Source organism: Haloarchaeobius iranensis (assembly GCF_900103505.1).
GTDB lineage: Archaea > Halobacteriota > Halobacteria > Halobacteriales > Natrialbaceae > Haloarchaeobius > Haloarchaeobius iranensis.
Genome location: NZ_FNIA01000020.1, coordinates 1 through 23,359, shown reverse-complemented (window position 1 = coordinate 23,359; position 23,359 = coordinate 1). Strand labels below are relative to the sequence as shown.

Annotated in this window: 24 protein-coding genes, 1 tRNA gene and 2 pseudogenes; 13 read left to right on the top strand and 14 right to left on the bottom strand. The window is 62.4% G+C overall.

Annotated features, from left to right (window positions below):
* Nucleotide 1: 1 nt before the first annotated feature.
* The 3 genes from BLT27_RS14850 to BLT27_RS14845 all read right to left on the bottom strand — a co-directional run bounded on the left by BLT27_RS14850 (nt 2) and on the right by BLT27_RS14845 (nt 3,295).
* Nucleotides 2–1,156 carry an outer membrane protein assembly factor BamB family protein gene (locus BLT27_RS14850; protein WP_089735275.1) on the bottom strand — a complete coding sequence of 385 codons (1,155 nt, stop codon included), beginning with the start codon at nt 1,154–1,156 and terminating at the stop codon, nt 2–4.
* A 53-nt stretch (nt 1,157–1,209) separates the two neighbouring features.
* Entirely contained in the window at nt 1,210–2,268 is a 1,059-nt protein-coding gene (locus BLT27_RS19285) for a hypothetical protein (protein WP_139172358.1), read from the bottom strand.
* Between the two features lie 26 nt (nt 2,269–2,294).
* Nucleotides 2,295–3,295 (bottom strand): IS630 family transposase gene (locus BLT27_RS14845; RefSeq protein WP_089735272.1). Its coding sequence is split into 2 segments (ribosomal slippage): nt 2,295–2,806 and nt 2,806–3,295, totalling 1,002 coding nucleotides; the frame shifts between segments, so codons are not numbered across the junction.
* A 306-nt stretch (nt 3,296–3,601) separates the two neighbouring features.
* On the opposite strand from BLT27_RS14845, the gene BLT27_RS14840 reads away from it, so the two are divergent.
* Nucleotides 3,602–4,393, top strand: a complete 792-nt coding sequence (locus BLT27_RS14840) for an alpha/beta fold hydrolase (RefSeq protein WP_089735270.1) — start codon at nt 3,602–3,604, stop codon at nt 4,391–4,393.
* A gap of 13 nt (nt 4,394–4,406) precedes the next feature.
* Here BLT27_RS14840 and BLT27_RS14835 read toward each other — a convergent pair whose 3' ends face one another.
* The 3 genes from BLT27_RS14835 to mutS form a co-directional block, all read right to left on the bottom strand.
* Nucleotides 4,407–4,862, bottom strand: a complete 456-nt coding sequence (locus BLT27_RS14835; RefSeq protein ID WP_175526478.1) for a hypothetical protein — start codon at nt 4,860–4,862, stop codon at nt 4,407–4,409.
* A 9-nt stretch (nt 4,863–4,871) separates the two neighbouring features.
* Nucleotides 4,872–5,300: a universal stress protein gene (locus tag BLT27_RS14830; protein ID WP_089735265.1), complete on the bottom strand. Its 429-nt coding sequence runs from the start codon at nt 5,298–5,300 to the stop codon at nt 4,872–4,874.
* Between the two features lie 663 nt (nt 5,301–5,963).
* Entirely contained in the window at nt 5,964–8,624 is a 2,661-nt protein-coding gene (gene mutS / locus BLT27_RS14825; RefSeq protein ID WP_089735264.1) for a DNA mismatch repair protein MutS, read from the bottom strand.
* A 114-nt stretch (nt 8,625–8,738) separates the two neighbouring features.
* Between mutS and BLT27_RS14820 the strand changes: the two genes are divergently transcribed.
* Nucleotides 8,739–8,918, top strand: coding sequence for a hypothetical protein (locus BLT27_RS14820; protein WP_089735262.1), 180 nt, complete (start codon nt 8,739–8,741; stop codon nt 8,916–8,918).
* A 32-nt stretch (nt 8,919–8,950) separates the two neighbouring features.
* On the opposite strand, the pseudogene BLT27_RS14815 reads toward BLT27_RS14820, so the two are convergent.
* Nucleotides 8,951–9,445, bottom strand: a pseudogene (locus BLT27_RS14815) (fasciclin domain-containing protein).
* 235 nt (nt 9,446–9,680) lie between these two features.
* Here BLT27_RS14815 and kynU point away from each other — a divergent pair.
* Nucleotides 9,681–10,979 (top strand): kynureninase, encoded by a 1,299-nt coding sequence (gene kynU / locus BLT27_RS14810; protein ID WP_089735260.1) that lies wholly within the window; start codon nt 9,681–9,683, stop codon nt 10,977–10,979.
* Here the strand turns inward: kynU and BLT27_RS14805 are convergent, their stop codons facing one another.
* The 3 genes from BLT27_RS14805 to BLT27_RS14795 form a co-directional block, all read right to left on the bottom strand.
* Complete coding sequence (locus BLT27_RS14805) at nt 10,980–11,177, bottom strand: DUF7535 family protein (RefSeq protein WP_089735258.1); 198 nt, start codon at nt 11,175–11,177, stop codon at nt 10,980–10,982.
* A 72-nt stretch (nt 11,178–11,249) separates the two neighbouring features.
* Nucleotides 11,250–11,603 (bottom strand): DUF6199 family natural product biosynthesis protein, encoded by a 354-nt coding sequence (locus tag BLT27_RS14800; protein ID WP_089735256.1) that lies wholly within the window; start codon nt 11,601–11,603, stop codon nt 11,250–11,252.
* A 68-nt stretch (nt 11,604–11,671) separates the two neighbouring features.
* Entirely contained in the window at nt 11,672–12,109 is a 438-nt protein-coding gene (locus BLT27_RS14795; RefSeq protein WP_089735253.1) for a PaaI family thioesterase, read from the bottom strand.
* Between the two features lie 151 nt (nt 12,110–12,260).
* Here BLT27_RS14795 and BLT27_RS19885 point away from each other — a divergent pair, with 151 nt between their 5' ends.
* The 9 genes from BLT27_RS19885 to BLT27_RS14760 all read left to right on the top strand — a co-directional run bounded on the left by BLT27_RS19885 (nt 12,261) and on the right by BLT27_RS14760 (nt 17,705).
* The gene (locus BLT27_RS19885) at nt 12,261–12,437 is read left to right on the top strand and encodes a hypothetical protein (protein WP_175526477.1); all 177 of its coding nucleotides are present in this window, start codon (nt 12,261–12,263) and stop codon (nt 12,435–12,437) included.
* A gap of 211 nt (nt 12,438–12,648) precedes the next feature.
* Nucleotides 12,649–13,050, top strand: a complete 402-nt coding sequence (locus BLT27_RS14790; RefSeq protein ID WP_089735250.1) for a hypothetical protein — start codon at nt 12,649–12,651, stop codon at nt 13,048–13,050.
* A gap of 58 nt (nt 13,051–13,108) precedes the next feature.
* A complete protein-coding gene (gene gnd / locus BLT27_RS14785) occupies nt 13,109–14,020 on the top strand; it encodes a phosphogluconate dehydrogenase (NAD(+)-dependent, decarboxylating) (protein WP_089735248.1) in 912 nt (303 codons plus the stop codon).
* Nucleotides 14,021–14,536: 516 nt separating this feature from the next.
* The gene (locus BLT27_RS14780; protein WP_089735246.1) at nt 14,537–14,947 is read left to right on the top strand and encodes a ribbon-helix-helix domain-containing protein; all 411 of its coding nucleotides are present in this window, start codon (nt 14,537–14,539) and stop codon (nt 14,945–14,947) included.
* A 74-nt stretch (nt 14,948–15,021) separates the two neighbouring features.
* A complete protein-coding gene (locus tag BLT27_RS14775; protein ID WP_089735244.1) occupies nt 15,022–15,603 on the top strand; it encodes a 2Fe-2S iron-sulfur cluster-binding protein in 582 nt (193 codons plus the stop codon).
* A gap of 38 nt (nt 15,604–15,641) precedes the next feature.
* On the top strand, nt 15,642–15,908 hold the full coding sequence (locus tag BLT27_RS19880) for a hypothetical protein (RefSeq protein ID WP_089735242.1): 267 nt from the start codon (nt 15,642–15,644) through the stop codon (nt 15,906–15,908).
* Nucleotides 15,905–16,045: a M55 family metallopeptidase gene (locus BLT27_RS19875; protein ID WP_245707786.1), complete on the top strand. Its 141-nt coding sequence runs from the start codon at nt 15,905–15,907 to the stop codon at nt 16,043–16,045. The genes BLT27_RS19880 and BLT27_RS19875 overlap by 4 nt, the downstream gene beginning before the upstream one ends.
* A 69-nt stretch (nt 16,046–16,114) precedes the next feature.
* Nucleotides 16,115–17,587: an MATE family efflux transporter gene (locus BLT27_RS14765; RefSeq protein WP_303645325.1), complete on the top strand. Its 1,473-nt coding sequence runs from the start codon at nt 16,115–16,117 to the stop codon at nt 17,585–17,587.
* 45 nt (nt 17,588–17,632) lie between these two features.
* Nucleotides 17,633–17,705: transfer RNA gene (locus BLT27_RS14760), tRNA-Arg, on the top strand.
* A gap of 217 nt (nt 17,706–17,922) precedes the next feature.
* On the opposite strand, the gene BLT27_RS19275 is transcribed toward BLT27_RS14760, so the two are convergent.
* The 4 genes from BLT27_RS19275 to BLT27_RS14750 all read right to left on the bottom strand — a co-directional run bounded on the left by BLT27_RS19275 (nt 17,923) and on the right by BLT27_RS14750 (nt 22,561).
* Nucleotides 17,923–18,231 carry a hypothetical protein gene (locus BLT27_RS19275; RefSeq protein ID WP_139172355.1) on the bottom strand — a complete coding sequence of 103 codons (309 nt, stop codon included), beginning with the start codon at nt 18,229–18,231 and terminating at the stop codon, nt 17,923–17,925.
* Between the two features lie 1,426 nt (nt 18,232–19,657).
* The gene (locus BLT27_RS14755; RefSeq protein WP_139172354.1) at nt 19,658–20,341 is read right to left on the bottom strand and encodes a hypothetical protein; all 684 of its coding nucleotides are present in this window, start codon (nt 20,339–20,341) and stop codon (nt 19,658–19,660) included.
* Nucleotides 20,331–20,615: a hypothetical protein gene (locus BLT27_RS19270; RefSeq protein WP_139172353.1), complete on the bottom strand. Its 285-nt coding sequence runs from the start codon at nt 20,613–20,615 to the stop codon at nt 20,331–20,333. Before BLT27_RS19270 ends, BLT27_RS14755 begins: the two co-directional genes overlap by 11 nt.
* A gap of 1,148 nt (nt 20,616–21,763) precedes the next feature.
* Nucleotides 21,764–22,561, bottom strand: a complete 798-nt coding sequence (locus tag BLT27_RS14750; RefSeq protein ID WP_089735237.1) for a hypothetical protein — start codon at nt 22,559–22,561, stop codon at nt 21,764–21,766.
* Nucleotides 22,562–23,092: 531 nt separating this feature from the next.
* Between BLT27_RS14750 and BLT27_RS14745 the strand changes: the two are divergent.
* Nucleotides 23,093–23,359, top strand: a pseudogene (locus tag BLT27_RS14745) (IS5/IS1182 family transposase); the annotation flags it as partial.

Genomic DNA, 23,359 nt, shown 5'->3' with positions numbered 1-23,359 from the left:
TCTATGGTGCGAACGTGACCAGTTCCTGTCCCGCGTTCACCCAAAGCGCGTTGGAGGTGACGGCTGCGGGGCCGGTTCCGGCGTACTCCGTGGATTCCCAGAGGACTTCGCCCGTCGTCGCATCGAGCTCCGTGACGTTTCGACCGGGCACGTAGAGCCGGTCACCACATTTGGCGATTCCGCTATCCGAACCGCCGACGTCGGTACGCCACTGCACGTCTCGACTCTCGGTATCGATGGCAATGACTTCGCTGTTCGTCGGAGTGAACAGAGTATTACTGGCTATGTCCAGCGTTGGCGGTGCCTCGTTTGCCGAGGACTCGACATCGACCTGCCATCGTCGTTCGCCGGAACCTCTGTCCAGTGCGTGAACTGGTCCATCTCGTTCGAGTACGTACACTGCGTCCGGTCCGACAACCGGTTCGCCGTGGCTTTCGATGCCTTCCGTACGCCACTCGTGTTCGCCGTCGTCGAGCGTGAGCGCGTGGACGGCTCCGCCTCCGTCGTCTGGAACCGATGCGGTGACGAAGAGTCTATCGTCCGAAGCGGCGATCCCGTGGATGGCGTGGTCACCATTGAGCGCCTCCCAGTTCCGCTCGCCTGAGAAGGTAAGTGACGAGACACTCGACTGCTCAGCGGCGTAGATGGCATCAGACGTGGCGAGCGGGCTTGCTTCGCCAAGCCCAGTCACAAAGTCCCGATCCCATCTGAGCGTGCCGTCGTCAGTGTCGAACGCGCTAATCTGGTTCCCGGTCTGGAAGACAACGAGGTCACAGACGACGAGGGGTGACAAGGACTGGAAATCGGAAATCGTCTTGCTCCAGACCGTTGATTTTGAATCACGACTTAGGGCGTAGAGTCCGTCCGTTCCGGTCACGTAGATGTGGTACTCTCCGACGACTGGCGTTGTGCCTTCGACTGTTCTACCAAACACTACTTCGGAAGTTGTTTCGGTGAACGCTGGGCTGGTTTCGGTATAGGTGCCGGTTCTCTGTGGATTGCCTTGCAGCGATTCCCACTGGGGGGAATTTGCACATTCACCGGGTTTATCTCGGAGGGTAGTTGGTGAGTTCTTATTGCTAGTCCCTTGTGTCAGGGCCGCACAGCCTGACAATGTACTAACACCTATCGCAGCGAGGACCTGTCTTCGTTTCATTTTAATTCGAAAAGTTTGTTTTCCACCTTATTCGTTATACCGATGAGGCGGGCTTAGTCGCTAACGTTATCGTTCAGTGAATAGCTGACGTTCTTATCGATACTTGTCGTCAGTGGTGGCGAGTAGATCGGGTTTCGCTTGTAAATTGCTTCTAGGTTAATCTCGACTGATGTTGGGTTGTAAACATATGGGTTGGAGACATACTGGGACTGTGCAACGCTCGCGGTGTTTAGATTGACTGCATTATATCTGACATCCCCGCTTATATCGGCTTCGTGTTTTACGTACTTATCAGTGTACGGTTGACTTTTGTCGTCGATGTCGATCTCGGGCGACTGATTTGACTCAGAGTATCCCAGAGTAAATGTGCCCCCACTTGGGTAACCGGCAGAAGCTGCTAATTCCCAGCCTGAAGTTGTCTGTCCTACGGTGTTACCCGGTGCACGATTCACTAGTTCTGCATCGATACCAGTTCCATCTTTCCAATCGTGTTTGAGACTCGCCGTATGGTTTTGCCAGTAGCTATCGTTTTCATCACCGTTGTCAACGCCAGCCGCTATGAGATCAACCTCCGTCTCAACTGCGTGAGTATCGAGATCTGCGGGGTTTTCTCGATAGTTTATCGTTACACCGAATGTGTTGTCGGCTCCGTCAGTGGTGTACCAGTCAGTTTGGTTCAGTGTGTTCCAGTCACTCCAATCGTCCGGCGATGAGGAAGAATAATTTGATGAGACTCCTGCATTCTGAATCTCTGAAGCCTTTTCGTCGGCTTTGTTGTGAATATCCGTTACTTGTTCGGCAGTGATTCCAACCCTTTGTTGAGTTCGTCCTTCGGGAGGTCTGGCTTCAACAACGGTTCCGATGAACTCGACTGGTGACCCGTTGATTATATCGAAGTTATATGCGATGATAGTTTCGCCGTCTTCAGTTTCAAATTCCGAAACTGCGAAAGAATAATCCGAACTATCCCGATCGGACCAGTTCTGTATCGCCGCCCTCCGGTGATTTCGCAGCTCAGTTTCGCTAAGTCCATTGGCTCTGTCTCGGCGGATTCGAACACTAGTTTGTGGGTTAGTGTACGCTGAGACGCTATGGGAAATGAGCGTAGTCAAACTACTAGCACCTACTATAGTAGGCGTTAGAAGTAATTGCTTACTTTTGGGACAGAGAGTTGGTCGAGAGCGGTGCCGATCGCCGTTGTTAACTCGTCGAGTGAGTCGAAGAACCGGTTGCTGAGCGCCTGTTGTAGCTGTCGCCAGCATTCCTCAACCGGGTTGAGCTCCGGCGAATACGCCGGCAACGTCACGAAGGCGAGGTCGTCACGGGCCGCCAGGTCCGTGACGGCCGACGCCTGGAAATACGGCGCGCCATCCAGCACCACGAGCAGGTCATCCTCAAACTCTTCACATAGTGCTAAGATGAAATGTTTCGCGTGATCGGCGGTGACGTACTCCTCGAATCGGGAGAAGAAGCGATCACCGTCCTCGGTGATCGCGCCCAACAGACACGTCCAGTCGCGCTGTCCAGAAAGTTCGACGCTCGGGCGCGTGCCACGCGGAAACCACGCGGCACGCGGCTCGACCTGCACCGATTTCTTGGTCTGGTTGATGCAGACTACGGTGGCGTCCATCTCCCGCTGCTTTTTTTGAACTCCTCGTGAAACTCCTCTTGCTCGTCTTCATCAGCTTCAGCGGCTGAACGGCGTGGTTTCTGATAGCTGAGGCCTGCTTCTTTCAGCAATCGTCGGCAACTCGGATAGGAGTACTCGACGCCGTACGTTTCTTCGAGAAACTGCTGGACGAGCGCCGGCGTCCACGCCGGCGCGTCGATCCCGACCGCTTCAGGTGGGTCGTGGACAGTTTCTTCGAACTCTTGTTGCTGTGTCTCTGAGAGCTTTCGATTTCTTCCAGAACGGTGAGTGTTAGCGACGGCATGCTCAAGCGACTCGTCGGCGTCGAGTCGCTTGAGCCAGTTGTAGATCGTTTTTCGGTGAACGTCGTACCACTCGGCTAGCTCTTCTTGCGAGACACCGTTCTTGTACGCGATAGCTGCTAACAATCGCTCTGTTGGCTTCTTTCCCTCCACGTTGTCGAGAGCATCTTGCAGCTCTTCGACGGAGATTTCGTCGAGGTGCTCCACTAGCTACCACAAGAAATGCTTTGCAAATATATCTAACGACTACTATAGCTTCATGAAGTTCCTACGGTTAGGCCTCATGCAAATCACCAATAGATACAGAGAGTAATAAAAATAACGGAATTAAATATTTTACATTTTCTGCCATTTGGCATCGGGGGAAAAGAACTGGAAAGCAGAAGTTTAAACAATGTGGGTGTATCTGTCGATTTTGGTCACTATGGCCGAATCTATTCAAAAACTCATGCAAGATCAAATCGTCGAAATCAATACCGGTACATTTTCAGGCAATGTTCTCCGCACAATGATATGAACGTCCCCGACGGCTGGACGACCGACACCGTGCACGCCAACGACATCGACCTCCAGTACCACCGGACCGGTGAGGGGCCACCGCTCGTCCTCGCCCACGGTTTCTACGAGAACGCGCGCTGTCGACTCCCGCTCGTCGAGGACCTTGCGGAGGACTTCGACGTGGTCGCCTACGACGCCCGCGGCCACGGTGGCTCCGACGGCCCGGACTGGGGCTACGGCATCGACGACCGCGTGGCCGACCTCGTCGGACTCGTGGCGGGCCTCGACCTCGACGACCCAATCCTGTTCGGGCACTCCGCGGGCGGCTCGACGGTCGCCTGGGCCGCCGCCCGGTATCCGGAACTCCCCCGAGCAGTCGTGCTGGAGGACCCCGACGCCTGGCGCGGCGAACCCGACATGCCCCCCGAGGAGATGGCCACGTTCGTCCGCGAGCGCGTCGAAGGGCTGGCCGAGCAGTCGGTCGCGGAGATCGCCGCCGAGCACGGGGAACTGGCCGACGAGCGGGCACGACGGGTCGCCGTGGCGAACAGGGAGTGCGACCCGAACATCGCGGGCTTCGCGGCCGCTGGCTTCGAGCCGACACCCGACGCGTTCCCCGACATCGCGGCCCCGACGCTGGTCCTGAAGCGGGATGCCGACCCCGAGGAGCGCGCGGACGATCTCGAGATTGCAGATTCGCTCCCCGACGGCCGACTCGTCCATATCCCCGACGCCGGCCATCACGTCTTCTGGGACGAGCACGACGCCGCGTGGGCGGAGCTCCGGGCGTTCCTGTACCGGGTGTGAGAGCCGGTCGTGCTTACCCAGCCACCATCGGCTCGAGCTCCAGCCTAACCACCTCGCCGCCGTACCGGACGTAGACGACTATCTTCGGCTCGGTCATGGCGCTGCTGTTCCACGTGCGATGTGGCAGTCGCTCGAACACGTCCCAGAGCGTCCTGTAGCTCGCCGCCGGAATCCACGTCGTGTTGGTGTCGTGCCGACTCGTGCCCTCGATAGTCCGCCGGACGGTCTCGTTCTCGGCCAGCGCCGTCTCGTTGAACCGAACGATGGCCACGTTCTCGGCGGTCCCGTTCCCGTAGCTGTTCGTCACGTCGGGCGGGACGACCGTCGCGTTCGCTGGCACGTCGACATCCGAGTTGGCCGCGACCCGGTAGTCCGACGGCTCCCGCGGGCGCTCGCGGTCCGGCGTGAAACAGCCCGCCGTCACCAACAGACACGCGACCAGCAGTCGGGACCACGGCACGCGACGCATCGGTCTCCGCTACGCTTCCTGCAGCTGCCGCACCGTCAGCACGGGTGCCTCGCAGGTGCGGACGACGCGCTCGGCGACGCTGCCGATGAGGAAGCGGTTCTCGCCGTGACGGCCCCGCGTCCCGGTGGCGACCACGTCGGCGTCGACCTCGCGGGCGAACGCGCAGATCTCCGCGGCCGGCCGGCCTTCGCGGATGGCGGTCTCGACCGGCAGGTCGGTGTCCGCGGTGACCTCCGCCAGCGCCTCCTCGGCGCTCTCTTCGAGGGCATCGCGGAACTGGTCCCGGACCGACTCGGGGGAGGACTCCACCTCGCTCGCGTCGATCACGTACAGCGCGTGGACCGTCGCGTCGAAGCGCTCTGCCAGGTCGAGAGCGACCGCGACCGCTCGTTTGACGCTCTCGGAGCCGTCGGTGGCGATGACGACGGTGTCGAACATGGGCGTGGGTTTCCCGGCCGAGGGCATAAATCTGCGGCCCTTTGCGTCATCGGTCTCTGGCTGGCTCTGGAACGTCGGTCTCGGCCGCCTGTGGGAGTCGAACGCCGAAACCGTGACACGAACACGCCCGGACTCGAACAGCCAGAAAGCCCCTTCGTCGGTGAGCACATCCGGGACCGCGAACAGCCAGAAAGCCCCGACGTGCTCGGCTCCCGGGCCTCGCTGCGGTCCTCGCTACGCTGTCGTTCGAAAGAGCGCTCCGCGCTCTTTCGTGATGACGAGAGAGCTTCGCTCTCTCGAACCACGGTCCTTCCTTTGGCGGGGTTCGCCGGCAGACTCCGTCTGCCGAGCCTCCACTCGCTTCGCTCGTGGAGACGCCGAGCACGTCGCCCCTTTCAGTCCCACCGTCGGACCGACGGTCCGACGAGCCCCCGTTCGCTCGCAGGCTCGCTCACGGGGACACCCGACAGCGACCGCACCGCACCGCATGCCCCCCAGCCTCTAGTGCTCCCTGCGGTGCCTGAGCGCTACGCGCTCAGACTCGCGAGAGCGAAGCTCTCGCGTCGCTCATCCCTCGCACGAGTGCGGCGAGACACGCTCCCTCTCGGTCGCGCGTCTCGCCAGCCGCGCGCCATCCGGTTGGTCGGAAAATATGGTCGCCGTTCACTCCCGGTCCAGCCGCTCCTGCCACTCCTGCACGCGCTGCATCAGCTCGACGGGCGAGGTCCGGTCCACGTCGACCTCGTCCAGTTCGTCGAGGATGGCCTCTGTCTCGGGGTCGATGGCCGGTTCGTGCTCCGTCTCTCGCCCCCCGTCAGCCGTCGCCATGGTGCCGCTGTCGAGGTCGAAGACGACCTGCTGGCCCCCGCCGCCGTCGCCGCCGCTGCTCCCCCGGGCCTCGATGGCCTTCTCCTGGCGGAGCCGGTCGAGCACGTCGCGGGCGCGGTCGACGACCGGCTCGGGAACCCCGGCGAGGTCGGCGACGTGGATGCCGTAGGAGCGGTCCGTCGGTCCCTCCCGAACGGTGCGGAGGAACGTCACGTCGCCGTCGCGCTCGTCGGCCGCGACGTGGACGTTCTGGACGCGTTCGAGGTGCTCGGCGAGCCCGGTCAGCTCGTGGTAGTGCGTCGCGAACAGGGTCTTCGCGCGGATCTCGTTGTGCAGGTACTCGACGGCGGCCCAGGCGATGGAGATGCCGTCGTAGGTGGCGGTGCCGCGGCCGACCTCGTCCAGGATGACCAGGGAGTCCTCGGTGGCGGAGTGGAGGATGTTCGAGAGCTCCTGCATCTCCACCATGAACGTCGAGCGGCCCTGGGCGAGCTCGTCCAGCGCACCGACCCGGGTGTAGATGCCGTCGACCAGTCCGACGGTGGCCTCGCGGGCGGGCACGAAGCTGCCGACCTGGGCGAGGAGCACGATGAGCGCGGTCTGGCGCATGTACGTCGACTTCCCCGACATGTTGGGACCGGTGACGACGGTGAACGTGCGCTCGTCGTCCAGGTGGCAGTCGTTCGGGACGAACTCGACGGTCTGCTCGACGACGGGGTGGCGGCCCGCCGTCACGTCGAGGGCGCGCTCGTCGGTCAGTTCGGGGCGGTTCCAGTCGTTCGAGACGGCGTGGGTCGCGAGGCTCGCGAGCACGTCCACCTCGGCGACGGTCCGCCCCACGTCCTGCAGCAGTTCGGCCCGTGCGGCGACGCGGTCGCGCAACTCGTCGAACAGCCGCGCTTCGAGCTCGCCCCGCTGCTCCTCCAGCCGGAACAGCTCGCGCTCCTTCTCGGCGAGCTCGTCGGTCCGGAAGCGCTTCGAGTTCTTGAGCGTCTTCACGTGCTCGAAGTGTTCGGGCACGCCGTCGGCGGCGGACTTGCCGACCTGCACGTAGTAGCCGTCGGTCTTGTTCCGGTCGACGGTGACGTGGCTGAGTCCGTGCTCGCGTTTCACCCGGTCGGCCAGCTCGTCGAAGTACGCCTGGGCGGCCTCGTGGCGCTCCCGGAGCTCGTCGAGCTCGTCGTCGTAGCCCGGTTTGAACAGCCCGCCCTGGGTCGTCGTCTTCGGGGGGTCCTCGACGAGCGCGTCGGCGAGTTCGTCCCGGAGTGCGGCGGCCGCCTCCCGGTCCGGCCGCGAGAGGATGCCAGACAGCGGCGAGTCCGCCAGCTGGGGCGACGCCTCGATGGCCTCGACGAGTTCGGGGAGCACGCCCAGCGTGTCCCGCACCCGGAGCAGGTCCGTCGCGTCGGCGCTCCCACCCACCGCCCGGGACGCGAGCCGTTCGAGGTCGTACGCCGCGTCGAGGGTGTCCCGGACCTCCTCGCGACCGAGCGCGCCGGCGGTGAAGGCGGCGACGCTCGCCTGGCGTTCGTCGAGCGTGTCGCGGTCGCGTCGGGGCCGCTGGAGCCACTCCTTCAGCAGGCGACCGCCCGGGCTGGTGACGGTGTGGTCGACCGTCGCGAACAGGCTGCCCGCGCGGTCGCCGTGCATCGTCTCGGTCAGTTCGAGGTTGCGCTGGGTCGTCGCGTCGAGCTCGACGTGCTCGCCGCCGTGGTAGGGCTGGACCCGGGTCATCGACGCGAGCACGCCCGTGCCGGTCTCGTCGACGTAGGCGAGGACTGCACCCGCGGCGCGGACGCCGAGGTCGCCTACGCCGAGGGTCTCGAACGTGTCGTCGCCGAAGTGGTCGCGGGCGACGTGGCCCGCCTGTCCCGGCGCGAACGACGACGCGTCGGGCAGCGAGAGCCGCGCGCCGGTCCGCTCCTCGATGCGGTCACAGAGCGCGCCGTCGTCCCGGATTCCGGGGCCGGGAAGCACCTCGACGGGACTGAACCGGTACAGCTCCGTGAGCGCGGCGGCGGTGCCCTCGACCGTCGTCACGTGGAACCGGCCCGTCGTCACGTCGGCGAACGCGAGGCCGTAGGTCGTGTCGTCCGCGTCGCCGCCCGTGCCGCCGTCGCCCGCTCGCACGACCGCGGCGAGATACTGCGCGTCGACCCTGGCGACGTCGAGCAGCGTGCCGGGCGTCACCACGCGCTCTATCTCGCGGTGGATGTCGCCGCCGTCCTCGTGTTGCTCCGCGACGGCGACCGTGTAGCCGCGCTCGACGAGCGCCTTCAGGTACGGCGTGAGGTCGTCGACCGGTACGCCGGCCATCGGGTACGACGAGCCGTGGCTCGACTTCTGGCTCACCTTCAGGTCCAGCTCGTCGGCGACGAGCTCGGCGTCGTCCGCGAAGAACTCGTAGAAGTCGCCGCACTGCATCGCGAGCACGTCGGCGTCGGTCTCCGCCTTCAGCCCCAGGAACTCCCCGACGATACCCGTCGCCTCTGTCATGGCGTGTACTGGTCGGGAGACGGAGTAAAACCCTGCGGGTTCGACGTGGGACCGCGCCCGTCTGTTGCCGCCCCTGCCGAAGGCCTTTAGCCACCGCCGCGAGGAGCGGGAGGTATGGCAGGCGACCCGAACCGGCTCATCCGCGCGCTCGCCACCGCCGTCGTCGCCTTCGGAGTTACCGCCGGGACGGGGCTGCTGCTGCGGGTGCCCGCGGACGTGGCGTTTCTGCAGGCGTCCGCCGTGGCCGTCGCGCTCGTGGTCGGGACGTTCGCGGTCGCCTCGGCGGGCTACTGACACGTCGCTCGGCGGTGGAGTGCCGTGGGGGACTACGGCAGGAGAACGCCGTCGATGACGTGGACGAACGCGTTCGACGCCTCGATGCCAGTCGCGACGATGTCGGCCTGGTCGCCGTTGAGGCTGGTGCCGTCGACGGCGACCCGGGCATCGTTCAGCGTGGGGACGCCCGCGGTGTCGACGACGGAACGCGCCCGGCGACGGCCGGGGACGACGTGCTAGGCCAGCGTTCTCAGCAGGAACTCGTCGTCGACGTCGCCGACGTTGTCGGGCGTGATGCCGACGGCAGCGAACGCCTCGTCGGTCGGTGCGAACACGGTCAGCTGGCGGTTGCCGTCGAGTGCCCCGACGAGCCCGGCCTCGGCGACGGCTGCGACCAGCGTGTCGAACCCGTCGGCCGAGACAGCCACGTCGACGATCGTGTCTCCGTCGCGCGGTGGGCCTGCAGCGGCGGTGCCGGCCCCGCCGGCGAGCAGTGCGGTTCCAGCGGCGAGCGACCGAAGCACGGCGCGTCTGTCTGTGGTCATCGGAACACCACCGCCGCGTTCGACTGGGACGAACTACCACGTTTTCCCGACTAGCTCCCAACTCTGCCCCAGATTTCTGTTGGTACGTACTCAAAAACCGGAGGTGAGTTAGTTCTGTGACTGAATCCACCGTCCAACTCTACAGGAGGTCATTATATTTTTCTGACACGCCCACTGCGCTCGGAACGGTCCCGTCCCAAGATTGTTGACGGTGCCACGCGAACGACTGGCCAGCATGCCGACGCCCGAACTCCCAGAGGACCCACCGACGGACCGTGCCTTCGCCATTGAACTCGACGACCGGGACCCGCTCGCGGCGTTACGGAACCGATTCTACATCCCGGAGGGCGACCGCTACATGGACGGGAACTCGCTGGGGCTCATGTCGAAGGACGCGGAGGCGGCGCTAGCGCACGTCGTCGACGAGTGGCGCGACCTGGCCATCCGGGGCTGGGGCGAGGCTGACCCGGACTGGTTCCACTACCCCGAGCGACTGGGCGACCGGCTCGCGTCGCTCGTCGGTGCACGGGAGTCCGAGGTCGTCGTCGGCAACTCGACGACGGTCAACATCCACACGGTGATCGGGACGATGCTCGACGCCTACGGCGCGGAGACCATCCTCGTGGACGACCTGGACTTCCCGACGGACCACTACGCCATCCGGGCTCAGCTCCGCCAGCGCGGGCTCGACCCCGACGACCACCTCGTCGTCGCCGAGAGCAGCGACGGCCGCACCGTGACCGTGGCGGACGTCGAGCGGGCACTGGAGACCAACGACGTGGACGTCGTCTTCCTCCCGACGGTGCTGTACCGGTCGGGACAGCTGCTCGACGTGGAAGCCATCGCCGAGCTGGCCCGCGAGCACGGCGCGCTGTTCGGCGTCGATGCGGCCCACAGCGTCGGCGCGGTGCCACACGAGTTCGACGCGAACGGTGTCGACTTCGCGGTCTGGTGCTCGTACAAGTACCTCAACGGCGGTCCCGGCGCGGTCGCGGGGCTGTACATGAACGAAGAGCACTTCGACGCACCACCCGCGCTGGCGGGCTGGTGGGGCAACGACAAGTCGACGATGTTCGAGATGCGCACCACCTACGACCAGGCACCGGACGCCGGGGCGTGGCAGATCGGCACGCCGCCGCTGCTCGCCGCGGCACCGCTCGACGGCGCGCTGGACGTGGTCGAGGATGCCGGCATCGACGCGTTGCGGGAGAAGTCGGTCGCGCTGACGGAGTACCTCGTCTCCCTGACCGACGCGCGCCTCGCCGAGCACGGGTTCGCCGTGGGAACGCCGCGGGACCCCGACCGGCGAGGCGGCCACGTCGCGCTCGAACATGCCGAGGGCTATCGCATCAGCGAGGCGCTGCGCGACCGCGGCATCGTCGTGGACTACCGACCCCCGAACGTGGTCCGGGTCGCGCCCTCGCCGTACTACGTCACCTTCGAGGAGGTGTGGTCCGTGGTCGACGACCTCGTCGAGATCGCGGCGCAGTCGCTCTACGAGGAGTACGAACCCGAGAGCGGCGGCGTGACGTAGCTACGCTGCACCGGGGCGTCTGTCGTCCTCCTCGGTCTCGCCGCCGGCCGCCTCGGCGATCTTGAGGGCGAGCCACGCGACCAGGATGATGGGCGCGAGGGGCAGCAGGACGAGCGCCAGCAGCCCGGCGATGATGTAGCCGATGGCGCTCATCGGTGCGTTCGGGCCCATCCCGCGGCTCTCGCTGAGTGTCGACATAATACGCTAGCGTACGGTCCGAGCCGGCAAAAGCAGTGTGCCGAGTCCGGCACCGACTGCGCCGGGGCGCACTTACTCGTCGATGTCGACCATCACGGGGCCGTCGTCGTCGTCGTCTTCCTCGTCGCTCGCTGCATCCTCGGCGGCGTCCTCGCTCTCCTCGACGGCTGCCGCGGCGGCGCTGTCACCGGCGCGGTCGGCGAGGATGTAGCCGAACAGGCCGCCGACGAGCATCCCGAGGCCGGAGGCGCGGGTCGAGTCGACGTACCAGTCGCGGGGCTCGAGTTCGCCGGTGTTCTCGTAGCTCATACCGAGCAGGAGGCGCGAGCCGAGCTTGGCCATGCGCTTCGGGAAGAGGAGGCTGAGAAGGCCCTGTGCGGCGGTTGCGGCGGCGATCGCTTTCCGGAGCTTCGGGGAGCCGAGCATACCGGTACTCGTATCTCCAGCGAGAAAAACCCCGACGAAAGCGGGTGGGACCGCCGGCTCGTTCGGGCTCAGTCGACGTCGAACGCCGTCGCGTCGTCGACCCAGGCCGAGCCGCCGTCGCCCCCGGCGGTCTTGAACACGCCGCGGGCGGTGGCGACGCGGGTGCCGGTCACGTCGGTCACGTCGCAGTCGACGGTGGCGATGTCCGCGCCGTCCTTGACGACCTCGGCCTCCGCGACGAGGTCCTCCGTCGCCGGGGCGAGGTGGTCGATGCGGATGTCGATGGTCGGCGTCGGGGTGAAGTTCAGCGAGATGACCGCCGCACCCGCGACGTGGTCGGCGAAGGAGTGGACGACGCCGCCGTGGGCGATCACCTTCCCGGGGACCGAGGAGTGCTCCTCGGCGAGTTCGAGGCGACCCCGGGCGAAGCCGTCCTCGGCCTCCTCCAACTCGATGCCGAGATGCTTCGCGTACGGCATCGCATCGAAGATCGCGTTGACTGTCATGCACACCCGTTGCGACGCATCGGGCATACCGTTTTGCCAACGACCGGGAACGTGTCTTCAGTGTGTCGCGGTCGTGCGGTCACCTCGCGAAAACTTGTGACGTGCTAACATTTATCGTGCTCGGGGACCAACGTAGCGGCCGAGGAACACCATGGCAGCTGCACCGAACCGAGACCGGGGACACGACACGGTCGGAGTCGACGCCGTCGACTTCGGGCCGTACGTCGCCATCGATGTCGGCGACGGCGAAATCCTGCTGTTCGACGAAGGCCGCTCCACGGCGTGGATCCAGTCCTCCGTGGCCGTCTCAGTCGAGGAGGCAGTGTGATGTCGCGACGGATCCGTTCGCGTCCCACACGCCGTTCGGTACCGTCCCCGGCGCGGGTCGTCGTCCATCCGTAGCACCACGCTCGCGGTTCGTTCTGCCCGCGTCACAGATTCACTCCCGATGCGCTCCCCCGGTCGAGCCGCCGGCACGTATCTCTCACCCGGTTCCTGTCGGAAGAATTTTGTTCGGGTTCGCTGTACCGACCGACAGCGTGACCCTCCCATTGAGCGACGACGCGGTCGCCGCACCGCTCGGCAACAAACTGGTCGCCGGCTACCTCGTCACCGTCTCCGCCTCACCGCTGTACCAGGCGCTGCTCCGCGTCGGCGGGGGCGGCGTCGACACGCTCAACGCCATCTTCATCTTCGGCTGGGTGCCGCTGTTCCTCGCCATCGCCTGGGGGGTGTTGCACCGTCATCGGTGGGGTCTGCCCGGGGCCCTCTGGATTGCCACGTACGGCGTCCGTGACGCTATCGTCGGTCTCGTTCGGCGGCCGACCGAACCCCTCGCCGTCTTCGCGGGGGAATCACCGGTCGACCTCGCCATCTTCGCGGCCTCGCTCGCGGTGCTCGGCTACATCCTCTCCCGCTTTGCCGTCGGCGTGTACGAGTGACTCCCGACCGCGGTCGGCAATCACAACCCCTACGGTGTCTCCCCGAGCAGCCCCAGCCATGCAACTGGGCGTACTCGGCCTCGGGCGGATGGGTCGCATCGTGGTCGACCGAACACTCGACGCCGGACACGACGTGGTCGCGTTCGACCTCGACGACGACGCCGTCGCGGCGGCGGCCGACGCGGGCGCGACGCCGGTCGACTCCGTCGCCGAACTCGCGGCCGAGCTCGGCGACGAGAAGCGCATCTGGCTGATGGTCCCGGCGGGCGAGCCGGTCGACGCCGCGCTCGCGGACCTGGAACCCCGACTCGACGGCGACGACATCGTCGTCGACGGCGGTAACTCCCACTTCGAGGACTCGGTGCGCCGCGCCGAGGAGACCGACGCGGCGTATCTCGACTGTGGCACCTCGGGCGGTCCCGCCGGCGCGGAGCTGGGCTTCTCGCTGATGGTCGGCGGCCCGCAGTGGGCCTACGACGAGCTCTCGCCGGTCTTCGACGCCGTCGCGACCGGCCCCGAGGGCCACGACCGCATGGGGCCCGCCGGCTCCGGCCACTACGTGAAGATGGTCCACAACGGCGTCGAGTACGCCCTCATGCAGACCTACGGCGAGGGGTTCGAACTGCTCGCGAACGGCCGGTACGACCTCGACCTCGAATCGGTCGCGCGCACCTGGAACAACGGTGCAGTCATCCGCTCGTGGCTGCTCGAACTCTGCGAGGAGGCCTTCCGCGAGGAAGGGACCGAGGCGGACGAGCTGGGTGACGTTGCGGACCACGTCGCGGGCGGCTCGACGGGCACCTGGACCGTACAGGAGGCCCTCGAACAGGAGGTACCCGTCCCGCTCATCTACCAGTCGCTCGCCGAGCGGTTCGGCTCCCGGGCCCCCGAATCGGGGCGGTTCTCCCGCCGGCTCGCGAACCGGCTCCGCTACGGCTTCGGCCGGCACGAGGTCGCGCGGGAGCAGTGAGACGGGCCCGGGGCTGTGCCGTCGCGGTGCCGTAGACGTACGCCGGCCTGCGGCCGGCGTTTCACCGCGGCGAACGGAGTGAGCCGCGGCCGTTTTCACCCATGTTTTTCGAGGAGCGGTGCCGGAGCGAAGCGACGGCACCCGACGATGGAAAAGATGGTCGGGCGGCACGGGGTCGCACGGAAGGAGTGAGTAGCCGGGGGGCAGGGTTGGTAGCCCTCGGCTGCCAGGATTCTCGAGGAACGAGCGCCCGCCGTGCAGTATGCCAGCGATTCACGCAAAGGGGTCGGTGACGACCGCGGGTCGTGGCCGTCGCAATCGCGGTACAGCTCCTCTGTACCTGTCCTTCTCTATCGGGATCTCTCCCAGATACTCTCGGTGGACGCGGTTGCCGCGCCGAACGTCCGACGTACGTCAGACGGTCGGCCACGAAACGGGCACAGCAGCGCCGGAGCGGGGTGAAAACGGAGCTGGACGGTCGGTCGATTTATTACCCCTTCGCTAACATGCGTGGGTATGGTAAAGAGCACGGTCCGGTTCTCGGAGTCGACCGTCGAGGAGATCGAGTCCCTCGTCGAGGAGGGCGTCTTCGAGAGCAAGTCCGAGTTCTACCGCTTCGCCTCGGAGTACATCCTCGAGCAGCTCTCGGACAGCTACGAGCCCTCGACCGTCGACTTCGACGATATCAAGGCGGACGTGTTCCCGCAGGACCAGGTCATCGAATCCGCCGAGGACCGCGAGTCCGGACTCCCCTTCTTCGAGTCGGTCGCGACCGTCCGGCGGTTCGTCGTCCGCGGCAACCCGAACGACGCCGAGGACTTCATCGACCACCACTACCCGACGAGTTCGCGCGACGCCCTCCTGCTGGAGGAACTGCTCGAACTGTACTGTCATCAGTACGACGTCGCTCGCCCCGACCGGGAGTGAGAGCCCCCGATACCGTCGCAGAGGGCGCGAGCAATCACAACTGAATTAAACCCGTACTCCTAACCGTCTCGCATATGGCTAACGAACTGGGAATCGCTGTCGGGCTCTCCCTGACGGTCATCGCCGTCACGCTCCATCTCGTGCGCGGCACGTCCTGGAAGCCCAACGAGGACATCTCGCAGGACGTCCTCGAACATCGGGCGAGCACCGTCCCGGAGACCGAGTTCCCCGAGCCGATGAACCGCTCCATCGGTGGCGGCGGCGCGGTCGGTGCGGTCGGCGCCGGCGACGCAGGCGCGGAGCTCGAGGAGGGCGCCGAAGAAGAGGAGTCGACGAGCCCCGCCGACATCCCGGAGGACGAAATCGAGCACTTCGACATCGAGTACACGAAGGAGGGCGAGACCATCTCCGTCGCCAACAACGAGACGCTGCTCGAGGCCGGCGAGGAAGAGGGCTGGGACCTGCCCTACGCCTGCCGACAGGGCCAGTGTGTCTCCTGTGCGGGACACGTCGCCGACGGCGGTGACTCCAGGGACTACGTCGAGCACGACAACCAGGAGATGCTCGACGACCCCGAGCTCGAGGACGGCTACGTGCTGACCTGCGTCGCCTACCCGCGCGGCGAGTTCACGCTCGAGACCAACGAGACGCCGTAGACCCCCGCATCTTTGTCGCCGGCGCGTGACGTGCCGGCATGAGCGAGTTCGAGGTGTTTCTCAGCGCAGACATCGAGGGTGTGAGTGGCTACACCGACCCATCCGAGGACGCCGACCGCCTCCCCGCCGCGAGCTACGTCACCACCAAGACCGCTCGCGGGGCCGGCGCGGTGGTCTGCCGTCCGCCCGAGGCGGTTCGAGACGACATCGAGGCGGCAGCGCGTGCGGCCGCGACCGACCAACCGCCGACCCCGACGCGCCGGTGCCCGTCGAGCCACCGATACGGGTCGCCGTCGACTTCGTGAACGCGATACTCGCGGACCAGGCGACGCTCTGGCCCGGCGTCGAGCGCGGCGCGGACAGCCGCACTGTCGGCCACGAGGCACCGGACGTGCGGACGGCCTACCGGTTCGTCCGTGCGGCGACCACCGTGTCGCCCTGAAACCGGGCCCTGACCGCCCTCGACGGCGTTTCAACAGATTCAAAACCGAGTGTTTCGTTTCGAAGTACAGTGAGCACTCAGCCGTCCGACAGCATCACGGAGGGCGGACTGGTGCGACCGATGTTCCGGCTCGCCTGGCCCATCGTCGCCCTCCAGCTCCTCCAGGTCACGTACAACATCGCGGACACGTTCTGGCTCGGCCAGTTCGACACCGACGCGCTGGCCGCCATCAGCCTCGCGTTCCCCCTCATCTTCCTGCTCATCTCGCTCGCGGGCGGGTTCACCGCCGCAGGGAGCATCCTCGTCGCGCAGTACACCGGGGCCGACAGCGACACCTCGGCCGGCCGCGTCGCCGGCCAGACCCTCTCGTTCGTCTCCGTGCTCGCCATCGGACTCGGCATCGTCGGCTACGTCCTCACCGAGGACATGCTCGCCGCACTGCCCAGTCAGCAGGAGACCAAGGAGGCCGTCATCCCGCTCGCCGCCGACTACATGGAGGTGTTCTTCCTCGGCATCGTCTTCATGTTCGGCTTCTTCGTCTTCTCGGCGCTCATGCGCGGCTACGGCGACACCAAGACCCCGATGCGGGTGATGCTCGTCAGCGTCGCCGTCAACGTCGTCATCGACCCCATCCTCATCTTCGGCGTCGGCCCCGTCCCCGAACTCGGCATCCAGGGCGCGGCCATCGCCACCGTCGCCTCCCGCGGGCTCGGCTCCATCCTCGGCGTCTACATCCTCTTCTTCACCGACGCCGGCCCCGACGTCGACGTCTCGCACCTCAAGCCGGACTTCGGGGTCATCCGCGACATCGTCCGCCTCGGAGTCCCCACGGCGCTCGAACAGTCCGCCAGCGCGTTCGCCATGGTCACGCTGACCGCGATGATCGTCCTGTTCGCGCCGCCGGTCGTCGCCGCCTACGGCCTCGGCAACCGCATCGCATCGCTCATCTTCCTCCCCGCCATGGGCCTCGGCCGCGCCACCAACACCATGGTCGGACAGAACCTCGGCGCCGACAAACCGGCGCGCGCCGAGCGCGCCGTCCTCCTCGCCGCCGGAGCGGCCGCCGGCATCCTCCTCGTCGTCGCCGTGCTCGTCTACGCCTTCCCCGACCCGCTCGTCGAGGCGTTCGTCAGTGAGGACATCGACAACGCCCGGGCCACCATCGACTTCAGCTCCGACTACATCCGGGTCCGCGCCTTCGAGTTCGCCTTCATCGGTGTCCTCCAGGTCGTCCTCGGCGCCTACCGCGGCGCGGGCAACACGAAGACCGCGCTCGTGTTCTCCCTGCTTGCGCTCTGGATCGGCCGCGTCGCCACCGTCGGCATCCTCGCCTTCGACCCCATCCCGCTCGTCGGCACCGTCCCGTTCACCGAGTTCACCGGCTACGGGCTCGGCCCCGACGGCTTCTGGATCGGCATGGCGCTCGGCAACATCGTCGGCGGCGTCGCCGCCGCCCTCTGGTTCACCCGGGGGACGTGGAAGGACGCCTACATCGAGAAGGGCCCCGGGGAGTCGCCGTCACCGACCGGCGGCGAGGAGTGAGCGGTTCACAACCGTTATAGCATCGGGTGGGCAATGCGTACCTGAGGGCCCGTAGCTCAGTGGACAGAGTGCTTGGTTCCGGACCAAGATGTCGCGGGTTCAAATCCCGTCGGGTCCGTTCTTTCACCGCATGTTCTGGAATCGGCAGACGTGAGTCCGATTCACCGATTCTTTATATGGATTTTCTACGGGTGTGGTTCCACGACCGTTCGGTGACGTAACGCACGTCACTCCCGTATGGGCATCTGTGAGAACCATCTACGCGGGGGAACCTAGGTTTTTCGGTGGATGGGGTGGTTTCATCCGCAAAGGTCGGTACCAACCAGAGAACGGGCCTATTCGTCCCTCTCGAATTCTATTCTGTTCCGCTCCTCTGCCTCTTTTCTAACCTCATCCTTGTCTGCCTCAATGTAGCACATCTTCTCGTCTGACCCTGCCCTCTCGACTCTATCGAGATCCTCATTTCTCGGGTCATAATCCTTGCAATCACGACCCTCGGGACAGTTCCAAGATACCTCGACGTGATGACCACCAAAAGAAATGATTGGCTGGTCATCACGGTCCCGAGTCCCATCCATCTCCCTCAGAACTGCTTTGATAATCCCATTCGGTGCATCTTCGATTGAAAGATCTTCTTGCTGCATACCTTTGACAATTGCCTGAGACAATTTAATTGTACCTCTGAAGAGTTGACCCTTGGCCTGATGGGGGTCGAGTGAAAGGGTGTTTTTTTAGTGCAGGCATTCGTCAACCCTATTGCAGTCCGTCGGGACACCCGTCCTATCCCAAACGGTTCTCCGAGGGACTGCACGGGGAGAACCATCCATGAGCAACGCCTCTGGAAACGACCGAGACGAGTCCATCACGAGTCGGATCAAGATGGTAAAGCTGGTGCTTGAAGTCTTGTTCCTAAGCGTGTCGCTCCTCGTGATGTTGCAGTAAGGTACGGGACCCGACTTTCTACGGTCGGGACACCCGTCCTATCCCAATCGTAAGTGCAAAGTGCACGTACTTACCCTTTGTGCATCGAAACAGTATTTTTATTACCTCGGGTATCACACCCCCTCCCCTCTGAGCAAAACGCCCTACCTTAGTAGTCAAAATCCAAATCCTTCTGAACTTACGTTCTGTAAAAGAACCTGTCATATCTTACGAGAGTAGAAACCTATAGTTCGATACTACTTAGAAAATCACACTTTGGTATGAAGATGTAGATCTGTTTTCTGGTGCTAGTAGGAATATCTAGCTCAGAATAGGTGTCATCCCCGCCCGAAAATCTCTGAGAAGCCACAGATTCGTTTCTGACGGTCTTGAGCAGATTGTGAGTGGTATCGATTGCATCCTACTCACGTCGATTGTGAAGTGCCTGAGCAGGCTTAGAATGGGTTCCTGTCTGTTGGCCTATAACTCTCTATCGGCTCTGAAAGCATCTGAAACGGCCAGAATTTTCAATTAGACGCAGGCGTACGTAGAATATGCAATAATTATGTCTGGTAGTAATCAAGTAGGTCCGTCTGTTCGACAGTCACAGGTACGATGTGGGTCGGTCGGGGAGGGGACTGCGTGAACCAGTCAGCTACGTTGAGAGACGAATAACTATCAGACTGTCGGAGAAGATTTCCAAATTCCAGACTTTACTATCTGTAATAAGTGATTTTGGGGCCAAATCTGGTACCACGCAGGTTGATAATAAGAGAAGTCTGTATATCTGGCCCTACAGAACGATCTGCCAGAGGGTCAAACGGCACTATCGGGGAGTACAGTAGCCTCACCGTCAAAATTAGTAGATATGGACTGGTGTGTTACTCGCATATAGTGGTGGAACAAACTGCCCTCTGCCTGCGTACTAATTTCTCAGTACACCCCGTCAAAATCGTCATAATAGACGACGGTCGAACCCCGATTTCTATGGGAAAATAGAGAACAGAATTATGGCAGAGGAACGGGGGGCAACTCGATCAAAAATGGAAGACGACTACTCCCAAGGGTCATTGGGGTTGGGAGTCTCGTCGTCTTCGTCGTCGTCAGAATCGTCCCACGGGTCGTGTGGTTCAGGGGAACCGTCGTCAGTCATGCTTTATGCACCCGACTGTGATGTGCGACAGGCTGGTTACTGCTACTCTCATTTTCGATATCACGGGTGCCTTCGAGGATACCACCGTTCACCATACCCTGCTGTACGTCGCTCTCGTCTACCCGTTCACCAATCTCATTGCTTATGTAGATAGCCACTTCTTCGACAGAAAACCCATTCATCGGACCAAGCTGCGTCAGCAAGCGGCTATCCTCGTACACGGGTTTCCGTAGGTTATCTACGTCCCACGACTCGCCGTTGGGTAAGGTAATCACATCGTCAGTCTCGTCACGGTCTACATCGTCGTCAGAGTCGGTAATCTCAATCCCGTGGATTTCGAGGGCTTTGCGAATCTTCTCCCGCTTTGAACTTGTTTTCATCCCTTGGTCCATGCCAAGCTCCGTAGCGACATCCTCGACCGACGTGACGAGAGGGTGTTCCGCGAGTCGGGAAAGGAACGAACCAGCTTCAGGCACGAGGATATCCTCGTTTCGGTAATACCCCTCGTAAGCATCGTTCACAGCTTCATCGAGTGGTATCCCCTCGCCGTCGTACACAAGCGGTTCCCCCTCTCGCCAACCGAGTTTCACGTCGTGGGTAAGGGCCAGTTCGACTTTCTCGTCACGGTCGTCGTCGGCTTCTCCGTCATACTCTGCTACAGCTCTGTTGCTAAGATTCATCGCCATCACCCCCGCCGTATTCGTCCATCGGAACGAGCATGTAACAGACTGGATTTCCATAGCCACTTCCGCTTACGACGGTGAGAACTTCCCCCCTTGTTTGAATATCGTCACCATGGTCGAAACGGGTCTTCAGTACAACGTGCTCCGAGGGGTCCCCCGAGTAAACGGCTTGAAAGACTAGGTTCCCGTTCTGTTGTTCGAGATTAGCCCCCTCGATCTCACCTACTTCTACGGTGTCTCCCGCAGAGACGTGCCTGTTGATGCACTTCATCGAAGCATCACCGTCCACGTCCCACTATCCGTGTGGGTATGCGTTCCGACGTAGGCGTATCCGTCAGTATCGAATTGCCCGATATTACTGACGTGCTCAAGCTCAATCCGTCGGAGTTTGAATTTCGTATCTTCGGGTGCGAGCACCGTCAGAATCATTTGATTCGTGCTATCCTCAGAAATCTCTGCATCGTAGAACTGCTTTGGAAAATGGCACAGTTCTCCGTCCGAAATAGGAATTTTACTCACTTTCATGCAATATATTGTACACGAATTGGGTCCATTCGAGATAGATCGGTAACGGGGGGCCATTCTGTGTAGTATGTAGTGGAGATAGTCACCTAGGAGAGAGTAGAAGCGTCTAACGCAGACACATCGATACAGGTGTCTCGAACAGACGCTTGTACGGTGGAGAAGTGAGTGGGGATTCAGGTTGCCTCACCGAGTTTCGCTGGCAAGTCAACCCGCGACTTGCCGACTCAACACGGGTTCGGCAACGCTCCGAGTCCCGTCTCTGGTCGAGTGGATGGGGGTGCAGGCGGTACATGTCTCGGCGGGTCTAACGCAGGTGTTGTCTGTCGATTGATTTGGGGGCCAATTTGTGTACGAGGGTATGGACGGGTGGGACCCCCGTCCACCAAGTTCGTCTGTGTTGCTCCGTTCGTATCTGTCCGCATTGTCGGTCGACACGTTTCACAGTTCGCCCGTCGGGGAGATTGGTTTCCTCACTCCCGACGGATTTCCACGACGTAGCCACGGCTATCAGCAGTATAACGACAGGCACATCAACAACGTACCTGTGCTCACAGATTCCCTATACCGATGCAGTAGTATAACGAGAAAACCAGTATAACGAGACTCGTTATACCGTCGTCAGTAGTCTCCGAAACAGCTCCTCGAACGACTCGCCTGCTTTCTTCATATCCGTGAGAACGGTATAACAGGCAGGTGTGACGGCCACGGTGGTTTCCGTAGGCCCAATCTCGTTATACTGCCGTCTCAGAGGTGCCTGTACGTATCTACCACAGAGCCATGCGATTGCCTCTGAATAGGTTCGTCCGTCAGGTGAATCGTCTCTATCACGAACCTGCTTCAACTCGCGTTTCGTCTGCTCAGATATCTTAATCGGCTTGGTGCAGCGACGTGCCATTACACGTCTGTCCCCTCGAAATCAGACGGGTCACACCAATCGAACTCCATCTTCTCGCAAATCTCGTAACAGAGCGTATGCACGTCCGTTATACCGACTATCTCTGCTGCATCGTGGAGAGTCGGGTGTTCAAGCGGGTTGTCACAATAGTAGGCCAAAATACACCCGAGTACACCGACCGCCACAATTTCGGTCGTGGGGGATTTTAGATCGTCGTCGGCCTTGATACGCTCGTGCTCTTCGGGGTCGAAAACTCCTGCCGACAAGAGATAATTGAACTTTCTCTTGTCTACACCTCTGAGACGGCTACAAACGGCATGCGTCTGCTGACTCGTCGCACCTGCTTGGGTACACAAGGTTTCGACTCGCTCGTGTACGAATTTCTTATTAGAATCAACCTTCAGCGAGTCGCCCTGACGCACATTCCCATTGGCGACATGCGAATCCGTGCCAGCATTGTACTGCCAGAGGCGTTCGTAGTCGCTTTGACGGTCGGGAGAGGCGTCATCCGCGTAGAAAGTTGAGCCAGCGACGGCAGACTGCTGGCCTGCGTGAGTATGCACCTGCTCGTTCTGGTCTATCTCCGTATCAGCATACGAGTGTGAGCCTTGCTGATATTCGTGGTGGATGAACGCACCTTGGTCTTCACGTGCCTGTCCTCCGTCAGTCACCTGTGACTGCCGTTCAAGCCAGTCACGCTTTGCACTCGAAGTGCGTTCGATTTCATGCGTAGCGACGTAATCGTAATCGATTCCACGGGGTTCCTCAAACTCGCCTGTGTTGTTCGTGTCGCTCATAGATTAGTCTCGGTAGTTTTCAATCAGATCGAGAATCGCGGCAGCATGGGAAACGTCGTCTGCCGCGTTCTCTCCGTACAGTTCTTCTTTCACCGATTTCAGTTCGTTAAGTTCGTCAGTCGAAACCGCGATTCGTGTATCTCTAGTAGTCATATTGTCAACCTCTTCACTATCTTCTGTAATGTGTATGTCATACTTAAAGGAGAAACTAGACCGACAGTGTACACCTACGTCAGATCCATCAACTCACGTCCGACCTACCCACCACGACCGTCTGCCAAGAAGCCGAAGACGGTAAGGACGAACCCGTGTTGAGTCGGCAAGTTGCGGGTTGACTTGCCACCGAAACTCGGTGAGTCCGTCCGTCACTCGGAACCACCTATCTCCACCGTACAAGCCTGTGTTCGACACACGTCTATCGATGTGTCTGCGTTGGATGCTTCTCCGTCCCTGCTACGTGACTGTTCTCACAGTATACTACAGAGCGTGTCATAGAAAGCCTCCCAAGGGAGGCCGCAGGGTTTGGAAACTGTGTCCAGCAGTACCAACGCCCTGCAAGACGTAGCTTCGGTAGACGACTTCTTGAATGCGGCGGCTACCGAGACAGTACCGTTGTTCGAGTATCTTGAGTTCGATTTTCTGCTGGAGTACGACGTGTTCGCCCCCGCTTGCCGGGGGCGAACACGAGTTCACGAGCCAGCAGACCTCTTTCGTGGCTTCCTCCACTGCTACTACGAGGATGTCTACGGCACGCGTCCGGTTACACGAGAACTTCAGAACGGCCTTGTCTGGTACTAC